The sequence below is a fragment of the Methanomicrobium sp. W14 genome (assembly GCF_017875315.1).
Classification (GTDB): Archaea; Halobacteriota; Methanomicrobia; order Methanomicrobiales; family Methanomicrobiaceae; genus Methanomicrobium.
Window position 1 is genome coordinate 224,223 of record NZ_JAGGMM010000002.1, and the last position, 13,714, is coordinate 237,936.

Annotated in this window: 14 protein-coding genes and 1 tRNA gene; 5 read left to right on the plus strand and 10 right to left on the minus strand. The window is 42.2% G+C overall.

Features of this window, described 5'->3' with window-relative positions; genetic code table 11:
• Positions 1-18: 18 nt before the first annotated feature.
• Positions 19-1,365 (plus strand): P-loop domain-containing protein, encoded by a 1,347-nt coding sequence (locus J2128_RS07000; RefSeq protein ID WP_209690431.1) that lies wholly within the window; start codon positions 19-21, stop codon positions 1,363-1,365.
• A 109-nt stretch (positions 1,366-1,474) separates the two neighbouring features.
• On the opposite strand, the gene J2128_RS07005 is transcribed toward J2128_RS07000, so the two are convergent.
• Entirely contained in the window at positions 1,475-2,851 is a 1,377-nt protein-coding gene (locus tag J2128_RS07005) for a hypothetical protein (RefSeq protein WP_209690432.1), read from the minus strand.
• 620 nt (positions 2,852-3,471) lie between these two features.
• Between J2128_RS07005 and J2128_RS07010 the strand changes: the two genes are divergently transcribed.
• Complete coding sequence (locus tag J2128_RS07010) at positions 3,472-4,227, plus strand: winged helix-turn-helix transcriptional regulator (protein WP_348632374.1); 756 nt, start codon at positions 3,472-3,474, stop codon at positions 4,225-4,227.
• Between the two features lie 205 nt (positions 4,228-4,432).
• Here the strand turns inward: J2128_RS07010 and J2128_RS07015 are convergent.
• From J2128_RS07015 to J2128_RS07025, 3 genes are all read right to left on the minus strand, one after another.
• Positions 4,433-4,517, minus strand: a tRNA-Ser gene (locus J2128_RS07015).
• 183 nt (positions 4,518-4,700) lie between these two features.
• On the minus strand, positions 4,701-5,150 hold the full coding sequence (locus tag J2128_RS07020) for a type IV pilin (protein ID WP_209690434.1): 450 nt from the start codon (positions 5,148-5,150) through the stop codon (positions 4,701-4,703).
• A gap of 134 nt (positions 5,151-5,284) precedes the next feature.
• On the minus strand, positions 5,285-6,169 hold the full coding sequence (locus tag J2128_RS07025) for a DNA-3-methyladenine glycosylase (RefSeq protein WP_209690435.1): 885 nt from the start codon (positions 6,167-6,169) through the stop codon (positions 5,285-5,287).
• Between the two features lie 98 nt (positions 6,170-6,267).
• Between J2128_RS07025 and J2128_RS07030 the strand changes: the two genes are divergently transcribed.
• From J2128_RS07030 to J2128_RS07040, 3 genes are all read left to right on the plus strand, one after another.
• Positions 6,268-6,885, plus strand: coding sequence for a type IV pilin N-terminal domain-containing protein (locus J2128_RS07030; RefSeq protein ID WP_245323454.1), 618 nt, complete (start codon positions 6,268-6,270; stop codon positions 6,883-6,885).
• A gap of 5 nt (positions 6,886-6,890) precedes the next feature.
• Complete coding sequence (locus tag J2128_RS07035) at positions 6,891-7,445, plus strand: type IV pilin (protein ID WP_245323542.1); 555 nt, start codon at positions 6,891-6,893, stop codon at positions 7,443-7,445.
• 687 nt (positions 7,446-8,132) lie between these two features.
• A complete protein-coding gene (locus J2128_RS07040; RefSeq protein WP_209690437.1) occupies positions 8,133-9,545 on the plus strand; it encodes a PQQ-binding-like beta-propeller repeat protein in 1,413 nt (470 codons plus the stop codon).
• A 440-nt stretch (positions 9,546-9,985) separates the two neighbouring features.
• Here the strand turns inward: J2128_RS07040 and J2128_RS07045 are convergent, their stop codons facing one another.
• From J2128_RS07045 to J2128_RS07070, 6 genes are read right to left on the minus strand one after another with little or no spacing between them, the layout of a single operon-like run.
• Entirely contained in the window at positions 9,986-10,510 is a 525-nt protein-coding gene (locus J2128_RS07045) for a type IV pilin N-terminal domain-containing protein (RefSeq protein WP_209690438.1), read from the minus strand.
• Positions 10,507-11,085 (minus strand): type IV pilin N-terminal domain-containing protein, encoded by a 579-nt coding sequence (locus J2128_RS07050; protein ID WP_209690439.1) that lies wholly within the window; start codon positions 11,083-11,085, stop codon positions 10,507-10,509. Before J2128_RS07050 ends, J2128_RS07045 begins: the two co-directional genes overlap by 4 nt.
• 34 nt (positions 11,086-11,119) lie before the next feature.
• Entirely contained in the window at positions 11,120-11,905 is a 786-nt protein-coding gene (locus tag J2128_RS12720; RefSeq protein ID WP_245323455.1) for a type IV pilin N-terminal domain-containing protein, read from the minus strand.
• Positions 11,902-12,408 carry a type IV pilin gene (locus J2128_RS07060; RefSeq protein ID WP_209690440.1) on the minus strand — a complete coding sequence of 169 codons (507 nt, stop codon included), beginning with the start codon at positions 12,406-12,408 and terminating at the stop codon, positions 11,902-11,904. The genes J2128_RS12720 and J2128_RS07060 overlap by 4 nt, the downstream gene beginning before the upstream one ends.
• Positions 12,405-12,974 (minus strand): type IV pilin N-terminal domain-containing protein, encoded by a 570-nt coding sequence (locus tag J2128_RS07065; RefSeq protein ID WP_209690441.1) that lies wholly within the window; start codon positions 12,972-12,974, stop codon positions 12,405-12,407. Before J2128_RS07065 ends, J2128_RS07060 begins: the two co-directional genes overlap by 4 nt.
• Complete coding sequence (locus J2128_RS07070; protein WP_209690442.1) at positions 12,974-13,636, minus strand: type IV pilin N-terminal domain-containing protein; 663 nt, start codon at positions 13,634-13,636, stop codon at positions 12,974-12,976. Before J2128_RS07070 ends, J2128_RS07065 begins: the two co-directional genes overlap by 1 nt.
• Positions 13,637-13,714: the final 78 nt, after the last annotated feature.

The following is a 13,714-nucleotide window of genomic DNA, read 5'->3' on the forward strand; positions in this document are numbered from 1 at the left end:
GTGTCATGGCAGTCTGCAATGAGGGCAGAACTTTTAAAATCAGAAGTCTCTGATGCATTTTTGGACGAAAAAAGAATCAGACCCGGTACAAATTTTTATTTTGCAAAATCACCTGACAGGACATCTTTAATATTTTCGTATCCGGTATTTGTAAAATGCCGCCTTCTGGAAGACTTTCCCGAAGCAAAGGAAGGGTACGACGGGGCGGTGGCCGGGCTTATAGAGTCAATAAAAGATAAATGCCGCGAAATTTCTGCTCTTCACCCGCTTGGAGGGCTTGATACCGGGTGTCCCGGTAATTATTCACCTAATATAGAACCTGTGACGTTCTGCAGGGTCTCTTCCGGCACCGGGCAGATGCTCTGGAAGGCCGGGCCTGACAATTATATGAACGATGACGGAATTTTTCTTACACTTTGCGGAGCTGTTCCATACCCTGGTGACCCTGTCTGTGGAAATGTCCGTCGTGCAGGTGAAATTTTTTCATCACTTCTTGAGTCTGTTGCAGAATTGTCATTCAGATTCAGCAGAAAAAGCGCAGAAGCTGGAGCAATGTGCTCTCTTGACCAGAAGCTTTTAAGAAAAAATCTCAGTTTGGCAGGTCTTGTTTCGTTTATTGCGGACAACACTCTTCCTGCAAGGACATACACAAGACACAGGGGTTACTTCAGGATTGCAGGACCTGGCAAAAGCAGTAATGTTCCTTTTGTCTGTCCTTTGGAGCTTGAACCTGTGGAAATGGAGCTTATGGCTTCCGGGGGATCCGTTACCGGTCTTGGAATCAGGAAAAAGGAGGTTTTTGCTGTTACAGGATCAAATGCTGAAGGAAAGTCGACTTTTCTTCAGACTGTCCGGTCGGGCTGCGACGACCACCTCCCCGGTGACGGGAGGGAGCAGGTTGTGACTTCAGGAAGTGTCATGACAGCGGAATCTTGTGAATCTGATATATCAGGCTCTGATATAAGCATGTTCTTTTCGGCCCTCCCGCCCGGTGCTTCAGGAAGCCCCAAATGTGTGTTCGGCAGTGGCAGCGGTTCTATGGGTATGGCTGCACAGTTTTCGGAGGCTGTAAGGAAAAAAGCACAGGTGATTGTTGTCGACGAGGACAAATCGGCGACAAATCTTCTTGTTCCGAACTGTATGCAGGGTATGAACGTAACACCCCTGTCTTTAATATGCCGTAAACACAGGGAAAAGCTTGGTGGGTCTTCCGTGGTTTTTGCTGCAGCCACAATGGATATTCTTGTTTCGGAGGCGGACAGAATTATGGAATTCAGGGATCATACTGCATTCGGGATAAAAAGGGATGACTTCAGAAAAAAGCTTAGACAATACCTTGAATCTGTGATAAAAGGTCTTCAGTAAGTTTATCTGCACTTTTATCTATCTGAGGCATTTATTGTTGCATCAGTGGAAGTTTGATGTTTCAAAATTATTTCAGTCCGCATTTTTTTGCGGCGGATTAAAAAAGAGATTATTTTCTTGTTTTTAAGGCAAGTAATATTATTCCTATTACAATAATGCCTTCGAATATCATGATAATTGTAGTGAACGGGCTGTCCTTTAAAAAGGAGTTTATCGGGTCAGAAGTTTCTGTTGCAGTACTTTCAGGCTCATCCCGGTTGTTCTGTAGTCCTGGTGCATATGCTGAACCTGTTTCCGGTATATATACACTGTTGTTGTTACGGATTTCAAGTCCGGCTGAAGCATCTGCTTTATTGTCGTAATCACTTACCTTTACACTGTAATTTCCCACGCCAAGGTTTGATGATGACACATTTGTTGACCATGTATTGTAAGGCCTGGATTCTGATACCGGTATAATTGATGTTAACGTTCTGTTAGCTTTGTTCTCATCATAATTTTGCATTTTAACAACTACCCATGTGCCTTTGTCAAGGTTGGTTGTTCCTGAAATGTTTATCTGCCGGCCTAAACCGGCGTCTGGAATCTTTCCGTTGTCTGTGCCTGAAAACCTGATCCAGGGCTCTTCGAGAAGCATTACGAACTGCTGGTACGGGTTTTCGTCCTCGTTTGCCTTTAATAATCCTCCTGACGAGGAGGGAGCTGTCTGGTTAAGTTTTTCCTCTATTTCTGACAGTTCATCCTTTGTGCCCATAATGGCGTAGATGTAGTATCTCCCTGAAATTATGTTCATAGTTTCATTTGACGACAACAGTTCATTGTCCCAGACAATGAAACCGCTTGTACTGGTTTTTGGTTTCACATACTTTTTGAATGTGTATTCGCCGTATTCATCCGATCTTGAAATAAGAACCAGAATATCTTTTCCTTTCTGGCCCTGGCCGTCTATTTTAAGTGAATCCCCTTTGGTAATTCTTCCTCCTCTTGAGGACAGGTCAGGTTCAAGAGTAAGATCTATACCAAAACCGGGCGTTAAATATGAGTTCTGCTCATAAAATTCGTCTTCGTCTGATTTTTCCGGTGAAGCGTTTTCTTCTGTGCTGTTCTGGCCAGTAAGCTCAATTTTGAAAACATCGGCGGAAGTGTAGGTTACATGGGCAAGTTTTACTATTCTGTTTTCTTCATCGCCTTCAATCCATGCCCTGAATATGTAGTCGCCAGGGGGTGTATCGCTAAGGCTCATCCTGGATGTCCATTTTTTCTTTGAATCAGGTTTGAGTGTAAATTCTATGGACTTTGAGCCTGAACTGCCTTTTATAAAGGTTCCGTTCTCATCGTAGCAGTCGGTAGAGTGAAAGTCCTCGTATACGGTTACTTCTTCGGTTTTGGGGTAAGTCCCTGTTATCTGAAGTCTTTCATTCCATATTGTCTGGTCGGTTACGGGGTCTATTGAGGCGCCTGTGTCTGTTTTGGCAGAGGCCGGCATGCAGAATATTGCTGAAATAATCAAAAAAAATGCAAAACAGAGAAATCCTGCCTTTTGGCATTTAAAATACCGGACTTTATTTCCTGCATCTGAGTGATTCAGCCTTCCAGGACGCAATTGATGGTGTTTTTTTATTGATATTTTATTTTTCATTTCTGATAACCCCCGCGGGCAGTATTTGTCTGACTTTTTTTGCTCATGCGGGTGTATTCCGTATTTTTTTTAATCCAGAAGTTTTTCTGATTTTGCTGTGTGTTTCTGTATTATTCCGCACCATAATATTTTTTCCGGGCAGTAATTGTTTTTCAGGTTCCCGGATGGTTCAGGCTTTAAGGCACGGGGCTTTTATACTGCCATTTCTGATTTTTGTTATGATGCCCTTTCTGACTATTTCTTGAAGTCCTTTATGTAAATGATTTCTGTGAGATGTCTGAAACCTTTGTTGCATCTAATGCTTCCGGATTTATGCTTTTAAGCAATCCGCATACCAGTAAATTTTTTTGAACTTTAAATGTAATATTAAGGTTTTCTGCTGCATTATGCTTTCGTCAGTTTTTCGTTTTATATTTGTCACAGAAAATTGATATAATATGATATGTAAATTTAAAAAAGGTTGGATTGTGGTGAGACAGGAGTTTAAACTGATTTCCGGCGTTCTGCTGATGGTTGTATTTTTGATATCCTTTTATACTGCATCAGCATCTTCTGTTGAGTACTCCGTCCAGAGCTGGGAAAACTCCCCTCCGGTGGGAGATTCTCTGGCGCCTGACCCCCTTGAGCTGTGGCAGGTTTCACCTCTTATGCTTGCCGCGGTAATGCTTGTTGCGATATCCCCGTCTCTGGTTGTCCCGGCACAGATTATCCTTACCGGCCTTGGTTTAACGATGCTCAATTTCAGGCGCGTGAATAATAAAGCAGTTCTTGACAATGAGTTGCGTGGAAGCATATACAGTTTTATCGTGGAAAATCCCGGGGTATGTTTTACCGGAATAGAAAAAGAGGTTGGTGTCAACAAAGGTACTCTTGAGTATCATCTTGGAATGCTTCGTCGCGGGCATAAAATATATGTATTCACGAAGAATAGGCGCAGTTTCTACTTTGAGAATTCCGGAAGATATTCAGCAGGTGAGATGGAAATGCTTTCGGTTATCAGAAACGATACCGAACGTGCAATATGCGGATATCTTTACGAGTGCCCGGGAGCGTCAAGAAACGACATTGTGTCATTTGCAAGGCTGACGTGTTCGACCGTATCGTGGCATATGAAAAGGCTTTGTGACTCCGGGGCCGTTTTCCCAACAAAAGACGGAAAATTCATAAGCTATCACCTGTCTTCTCCTGCAAAAAAAATAGTCGAGATGATATCCGACCAGTAGGAATCTGTTTTAAATCCTGTAATAAAAAATAATCTTTCCCGGATTCCAAAACCTTTTTGAAGTTAAATTTAGAAGCTGCCTATATTTTTCCTGATGGCGGGAGTGCTTTGAGGGGCAGCAGGTGTTTCTGCACTTTAATGTGCATTTCTTTTCGTGCAGGTTGTCCCTTTTTTCAGCCCATTTTACAAGAGGTATAACTGATAAACGCCGAGAAGGAGATTTGAACTCCCGAGGTGCAGAGCACCAGTGGCTTTCGAGGCCACCGCCTTTCCGGACTAGACTATCTCGGCAAAGTAAAGACAAAAAACGTAATGCCTTTTTTGCACACCGTTTTAAGCATACATATTGTGCTGTATTTACTGATAAAAATAACGTTGTGTTGTTCGGTTGCTTAAAACGATGTTATTGAAATCCGGGTGATGCCTGTCTGGCATTGGACATTTAAGGATTTATCGTCAGGTGTTTTCGTTTTTTTAAGCCTGGAGACTGGTCTCGCCTGAATAAATTGTGTTTTTACCGCTTACAAGCCTCACAGTCTCTCCTCCTTTAAGTGTGATACTGCTGGTTTTGTAAACGTCGACGGTAATATTGTCGCCAAGGTCAAAGGATTCACCTTTCATTGAAAAGCCCTCGTCTGAAGGCTTTATAGTATAAGTATGGGTATCCTTCCCTTCTCCCTGTATAACAATTACCCTGATTTCAGACTTTTTTATCCAGTCTCCGCCCTTGTGCCATAATGTTATGGTGTTGTCCTGTATTGAGTAATTCATCCGGATATCAACGGTATCACTTCTCTCTGACGGCAGAAGGCCAAGAAGAGTTACGGAAAAAAGTGAGACAAGCAGAATCGCAAGTGCGACCATCATCATTTCCCCCACAACCGGAGATAATGCCTCACAATTTTCTTCCGCATCAAAATCCATATTGTTTGTTCCTGATAAAATTTATTGGTATATATTATGGCGGGTCTGCCGGATATTTGTTTTGGTACTCAGCAAAAATAAAAGGAAAAACGTTTTTTGCTGGTATATTTCTTTAATAATCAAAAAAGTGATTGTCAGGTTATTTTGAAGAACCTTTTCTGGCGCAGACGTTCTGCAAAGAGGTACTCAAGGGCATATCCGGAATATTCCCCAAAATAATCCCTTGCGTTGTTTTTTATTATTCTGTCGGTTGTTGCATCAAATATTTTAACGGGTGGAAGACCGGACAGATATGTCTCAAAGAAATACTTTCTTATGTGGGAGTCAACTGGAAAAACACTGTAGCACTTAAATGAAAACAGAAGTATCCATTCGGCGACGTTTGGCTTAATCCCCTTGAAATTGCAAAGATACGATATCGCGTCGTTGTTGCTCATATTTAGTATCCTGTTTGTCCACAGCGGGTCTTCTGATGTTTTTTCAGCGGCAAGATAGATGTTTTTGGCTTTATACCCTATATTGCATGATTTGAGTGCAGATATTCCTTTTTCAAGGATATTCGCAGCTGAAGGGTATGTGTGAAATGTCATATCGTCAAGCTCTATGGGCTCCCCCAGTTTATTTGAAATTCTTGTAAAACTGTCCACCTTTGGTATAACACGCTTTTTGTTTACCGATAGCTGAAAGCACAGGCACTCCCACGGGTCCTGTACTGTTATTCTCAACCCGTAGTTTTTTTCAATTGCCTTTTTCATGTTCGGGTCGTCCGGGAAATGGTTATAAAACCCTTTGATATCATATTCGAGAGAGAAATATTCCCTGCAGAATTTTTCCGAGCACCCTGAAAAGTAAAGAATATTACCATCCTGCCTGATCTTTATTACCGAGTCCTTTACGACCCCGTACCACCATCCGGTCTTCCTGTTATATGCCCACCGCGGGGCCTGGCCAAGGGAAAGTGTTTTATTCAGGTTAAATGGGCATTCTGCATGAATCTCCATTGATCTGTAGCCGTCCATATTTTACGCCGTTTTTTTTATTCAGATAAGTAGGTAACATCATAAATTATTAATTGTTCAGGGACAATCTGTAATATTAAATTGTTAAACAACAAACTATGATTAAAAAAACCATATCTTATGAGTATTCCTTCATGGGCGGTCCGAATGCACGGGAAATGCCTGACCTTGCGGTGTCGCCCGTTATCGGTGTAATGCTGATGCTTGCAATAACTATCGTTGTCGCAGCCACATTGTCCGCATTCATAGGCGGCGCCTCGACTGGTTACGAAAAAACACCGCAGTTGAGTCTGGACGTTGTATGCGACGGGTCGGGGGACGATTTCAATCTTGTATTCGAGCATAGGAGTGGTGATTATCTTAAGACTGAAGACCTCAAAATTGTGTCCTGGGTAAAAAATGCCGACGGGAAGATGGTCAAACATGAACAGACGAAGGACTCGTACCTGACTGATGTTGACGGCACAGGTTTAAGGCTTCCGTATATCTATGATTCGCAGGACGGGACAGATTCTTCTCTTGAATTTGGAGATGCAGTCTGGAAAGCGGGGATGTCTGCCGGGACGGGGGACCTTAAGGCAACAGCGGATTTTTTAGGTTTGGCGGACGGCAGTGAACTTGAAGACCTTATTGATTCAGGTGAGTCTGTTGAGATAGACATTGTGTATCTTCCAAGCGGGAATACAATCTTTAAAAAGGAGTTCATACTCGTGTGAGGCTTATGGAAAATATCGTTTCTTCTGATGACGGTGTGTCCGAAGTTTTCGGGGTGATGCTTCTTCTGACAATCACTATCATTGTGGCATGTATAGTAAGCGTTTTTGCAGGAGGATTTTCGTTTTCCTCGTCCGAAGATACGATATCCTCAAATATTGCCGCTTCTGATTTCCATGTTCCTGGCGGCAGCGACGATTATACGTATGTCGTATTCGACCTCATCAGCGGTGACCCGGTTTCCCTCAACGGGATAACTGTAAAGCTTGGTGTCCGTTCATCTGAAAAAGAGACTACTGTTATAAGCAATTCCGACAATCCTTCCGGAAACGGTTTAGATGACTATATGGAAAGCTATGGGGACAAAAAAAGCAGAATAACAGTCGGCGGAAGATTCATCCTTTATGCTGACGGGACAGATGATGACGGTGTATACTGGAAAAGCGAGGGGTCTTTAAACAGGTTTCACGTGGACTCAGATGATTTTCTGACCTACCGGATTATTGATGATTCCACAGGAAGGCCGGTTTCTTCAGGGATGATAGCTGTTCCTGCTGTATAATTTTAATTTTTTTGTAGCCGTGCCAAATTTTTTTCAGATATTCTGGTTTAAAATATTTTTTTGATAATTTTTTCCTTTCCTGGATGTATTTACGGATAAGTTCTGTTCCTGTCTGTGACCCGGTCTTTAAGAGTTCATTTCCAAAGCGCATATTTTTGGCAGGTTTTGAGAGTTTCGCCTTTGAATATTTTCGATAATTTTGTCAGGTTTGTCTGAATCTGTGAATATTTTTCACTATGAAAAATTATTTGGGAAGTTAGTTTCCGGTATAGCCATGAGAGAATATCTTCGGTGAAAATTTTTCACTTGAAAAATCAATATCATAACCTTAATATAAGTTGTTTTAGATCAAACTATTTTGTCTCTACTGATCTTTTCAAAAGAAAATGGGGGCAGGGGGTCATCTGCTTTTTAATCTTGGAAAAGTGCTGAAAAAACAGCGAAAAAAGTCTCAAAAAAGGCTTTTTTGGAAAATCAGTACTGACGGAATAAGGGTTTTTAAGGACCCTTGTTTTCTTAAATGCCGGCAAACGGACCTGTACAATGAAAAAGTCCTGAAATGGGGGGTTGATTTTTAATCTTATCCCCGTATTTCCGGTGCACGCGTTTATTTAGTGTCCTGGCACCGCCTGGCACCACCCCGGCATAAGAACGAACTGAAAAGTATTGAATTCAGGAGTATAGTTAATGGTAAAAAGAAATATAATGCTTATTATAGCAGGTTTAATGCTTCTGGCACTTTTTGTGCCTTCTGCAATGGCAGCAGACTACCAGAACAACGGGCAGTTCATTGCTTACTATGACAGTGACAAAGTCTCAAACGGAGTTTCTGATGACGCTGCGACAACCTACTATAACGAAGGTATGAAAATGGCGTCCGCAAACGCCATAGCAACGCTTCAGAGTGTGTCTTCCAACGACTGGCCACAGTTTATGTACAATGCGGCAAATGTCGGGAGTTCACCTTCAACCGGCCTTGTTTCAAACAACCAGTCTGTGACAAGCCTTGACGTAAATGCGATAGGCACAGTGAATCCGGTTATCGCGGACGGGCATATATTTGTTTTAACTGGATATTCCGGTTTTGACGAGCCGAGCGGACTTACGCAGATATATCTTACCTGCATTGATGAGAGCACGCATTTAGTTGAGTGGAATTTCCCGCTTCCGCGTGATGTCCACTACGGTTCATGGTCTTCTCCTGCTACCGACGGGACATATGTATATGCTGTCTCTGACAACAAAGTGTATTGTGTCAATGTTGCAACCGGAAACGAAGTATGGGACTTCACCACGATTGGTAGCGTTATTTGCAACGGGGGCCCGACAATAGGCGGAAGCCATGTCTTCTGCAGCGACTGGTCTGGAAATTATTACTGCCTTGACAAGGACGACGGAGAACTGAACTGGATATTCAACAACACCTGCACACAGGATTATGACATGACTTATTCACAGGGCACCCCTGCGTATGATCCTGCAGGATATGTTTACCTGACTGGTTATGGATATTCTGACGGTGATCAGGCAGGAGAATTATATAAGGTAGATGTTTCTACAGGACAGGAAGTATGGGGTATTGAAGAGACTGGTCGCGGAGAATTTTGTGGTTCCGCGTCAATTGATGGCGATTACGTCTATGTGACATCGTACTCTTTCTCAGGCAACGGTGCCCTTTACAAGTTTAGCAAGAGTGACGGTACCCGTCAGTTCCGTAAAACTATTGAGAGAACAGATGCAACACCTGCTATAGACTCTGAAAATGGTCTTATTTATGTGTCAGGTGGATGGAACGGAGGAGAATGGGGCAGAGCTGCTCCTGGAGTTAGGTGCTATTACACCAACGGTACACTTAAGTGGAGCCGCCTGAATGAAGATATGGGTGGATGGACATGCTCTGTTGCACTTGCTGACGGATATGCATTTGTAGGAAAGGAGTCCGGTGATATGAGTACATTCTGCTACAATACGACTTACGCATTAAATGCTGAGACTGGTGCAACTGAATGGTTCTACCCTGCCGGAGGAGCGACCGCAGCTATTGCAAACGGTAATGTTTACACTATCGGAAACGACGGAAATCTGTACATATTCGGATGAATTCTGAATACACTGCACTATCCGGAAAATAAGAGATGATTAATTTCATCTCCTTTTTGCATCAATGAATTTTGACTTCACTGAAAAGAAATCGTTGCATCATTATTTCTGAATTGATCCAACTATTATATCGGAGATATTGGTATTTTATGTAATCTTATTTTAGTCAAACCGGATTTCTCGGTAGTGTTATAGCTATACCAGTAATTTCGTAATGGTTAAAATCACAGGTCATAGTGTTCTCCATAATTGTGTGATGTGCGTATAATTTTATTTTCAATGAAAAATCTCACTGTTGAAGTTCTGCGAATTCTGTCTTAAAAGATCTGGAAATCATTGGTTAGTGAATATTTGAGTCTTGTTTCAAAAAAGTATTGCAGTTGATTCTTGCAAAAACTGCAATAAATTTAAAATTCGTGGATTGGTTTTTTGAGTTGTCTTTATCTGAGTATAAACTTCCCTGTCTGTATTGCCTTTGAGCTTTCCTTATCGATTATCATATAATCGACGTGTGCATAGTATGGTATTGTGAAGTTGGTTTCAACATCGGTTGGCTGGAATACTAATAGTTTATTTGTTTCATCGTTTGTGTCGCATGTGAGAACCATCCTGTCTCCGCCGGCGATAAATCCGTCAGCGTCATTACCAAGTTCTGTGAGGTATTTGTAATCACGTTTTCCCATTTTATCAAGGTTTGACAGAGTTATGGTGCTATCGTTGTATTCCATCTGGACAAGGACTTCGTCAAGTATCAGTTCGTCTCCTCCTGTGTCTTTGAATATTATCGTGCCATTTCCGTCAAGATCAGCACTAACTGTGAAAGCGGCTGTAGGGACTTTGTCTTCGGTTGCACTCATACCTCCTGCGAATGCAGAAACTACTGCTGCAATTATAATGGTTACAACTATCATCAGCATTACACCGATAACAGGTGATACAGCATCCTCTTCAACTGGGGACTTCATTGTACTGTCACATCCTGGTCAACTATTGCTTTTTGAGAGCTGGTATCAACAAGTTTAATGTTGAAGGTATCCCCAATATTTACATCAGAAACACCTATAATTCCACTAAACCCTTTTGGACTTCCAGATGAGAGGACCTGCCCGGTTTTCCACATAAAACTGCCAAAATTTGTCTTTTCAGTGCCTACATCGCCTTCCTTAACATCAGTAAGATACGGTACTTTTCCGCTGACAATTTCACCTTTTGAATTTGTAAGGTCATCGACATTAACTCCTGTTGACCTTTTTTGTACAGGAGCACCACCTGAATCAGTGTAACTTACGATAATTTTCAGGTTTGCAGTGTTTATCGAATCTCCTGATATGTGTTTGAAAGTAAGTATTGTATTGGTGTCTTCTTTTACGATTTTACACTGGATTGATGCAACCGGTGCAGTGTCCTGACCGCCGCTCATATCACTGGCAAATGCCGAGACAACGGCTGCAATAACTACTGTTACAACTATCATCAGCATTACACCGATAACAGGTGAAACCGCGTCATTGGTTTTTATGATTTTAATAAGTTTCTTCATTTTTTCATCACTTCAAATCCATATTTCGTTTTTTTCAGTTATTGTCAGGGAAATAGATGTCTCCGCTTGCAAGTATTTCACCAGACGGTTTGTGCGATAGAACCCACTCATTTCCTGACCCTTTATCCATACCAAAACTTTCTCTTCCACCCGCCCATGATCCATCTCCGGTTCTGGCGCTCATTGCCCAGCTTTGATAGCCATCGTCAGTATAAAACTTGAACTGGTCCCCGGGGCGTATGATTGTATCTCCAGTAGTTTCAGGATTTATTTTAACGAAATACCTGTTAGACTGATTTGTAGCCATTGCTTTCACATCGTCCAGCGTATAACTACTGTCTGAAATATCAATGCTGTATATTATATCTCCAGATGTGTCATAATCATCGCCAACTTTTCCATCAGGAAGTGAATTTGTTGAAGCCTGGTCTCTTGTGACAGTGTAATCCACTAGGACATTGAAGTTATTTGAGGATACATCCATCTGGAGATCTTTAAGATCAATTGCGTCTCCACCTATGTTCGTAAAGAGAATTCCATGTTGTCCACCATTGGGAGAAATAGTGTACTTCTTAGAACTTGATTCGTCCAGGGGATCTTCTCCAGCACTGAGGTCATCAGGGCAGTAATATGTATATGTTACAGTCACTGGTTCTGCTGATGTCATAACCAGTTCTGACTGAAGATTTACATTAGGGCCTGTTTTCTGGTCAAGATCCATATTTCCTGCAAATGCCGATACTGCCGCAGCAATTACAATTGTAACGACAATCATGAGCATGACTCCTATTACCGGGGATACTGCCTCATCATTTTTCATACACTTATCACCCCTTCAGAAATTGTCTGGCCGCTTTCCCTGTCAAGTATCCTGTAAGTTCCGATCTCATCTTTTGTAAGGTAAAACGCCGGGTCGTCAGATGTTTCATCCCATCCAAGGTATCCGCCGCCAGCTGAACTTCCATTATTGTCAGCCTCTAAATAGAACTGATTTCCTGTGTTAATTTGTCTGTCTTTTATGCTGTAAATTGCCATACTCACCTTTTCAAGGTCCGTTGCACCTGTAAATCTTCTTGTATTTTCACCGTTTGTAAGTACTAAGTTGCAGTCAATAAGGTCAACATAATCCCCGGACTCGTGTGTGAATAAAAGACGGTCTGATAGTGCTTGGCAGGAAATTACAGCAGTTGGTGCTTTTTTGTCGTCATTGGCATATTGCCCGGCAAATGCCGAGACTGCTGCTGCGACAATTATCGTTACGACAATCATGAGCATGACCCCTATTACCGGTGACACTGCCTCTTCATGTTTTTTTGAGATCATATGACTGTCACCTCATCAGACCAGATAATTGTGTTCGTCGGCTTGTACACCATGTCGATGTCAATTTTATCACCAGCCTTAGTTTCGTCTTCAGGTATTCCTAAGACATACTCAACTCCTCCTGTAAATTTGTCTCCTGTATGCCAGTAAGAACCAGTATCCCCGAAGTACAATTCATTTCCTGGTCCTGAAAAACTCATAAAAACATTTTTAGTTCCGCTTGTTGCGCTTGGATTAACGTTTGATTTGATGAATTCATGTGAACCCTCTGTACCGTTTGCGTATTTGAAGTGTGAAATAATTTTAAGATTTTCGGTGTTGATTGCTTCTCCGCTTTTTAATCTTGCTTCAAGATATGGGGTTGTCCCACTGTTATAAGTGCTTCCAAATACGTAATGAGAATATACTTTAAATTCAAAATTTGCAACAGGCGTGTCAGCCGAAGTGTCGGAAAGACCGGTAGCAAATGCCGAGACCGCCGCTGCAATTATGACCGTTACAACTATCATGAGCATGACCCCTATTACCGGAGACACACCTTCTTCTTTTTGTAAAAGATTCTTCATCAGGCGATCACCTCGCCGCTGTAAATAGTTCCTCCTGACGGGATGTATATGACCTCAACCTCTATGGGCTCATCACCTATATCTTTGGATGTTGTAACACTTTCAAGAGACGTGGCATCAGTTGTTGTATAGACGTCTCCGGGCATCATTGTGGAATTGCCCCAGTACTTGACGGGGTCTCCGTTGGAGACTGTACACGGGTAGCCGTTGTTTGATACTGAAGAGCCAGTCCCGGCAGAATAATCCACTGAATCAAAGTAATTTGCTGCAACTGAAGGATTAAGTGATCCATCAGTGGTGTGCTTGAAAACTTCTTCGCTAGCTGCTTTTCCTGGTCTTGTAATTTTATGGTAATATGTGATTATCTTGAGATCACTTGTGTCAAGAGGGTCTCCTCCGAGGTGGGTTATCACAAACCTCGGTGCGTCGTCGCCGGGCTTCAGCTGTACGTCCAGCTGGGCTGTAGGCGTCTGCTCCTGGTTTGAAGCGAATCCTCCTGCATACGCAGAAACCGCCGCTGCGACAATTATTGTTACAACGAGCATTAACATGACCCCGATTACCGGGGATACGGCCTCAGAAGAATAATTTAACATGCACCCCACACTGCGGCAATGCATATCATTCTTTTTTCTTTTCAGCCTTGCATCTACCAAATTCATTTCATCAAGAACCTCCAGTAAAACAAAAATAGTTGTTCTTATACAAGCGTATTGATCAACTTGATAAATATCTTTTAC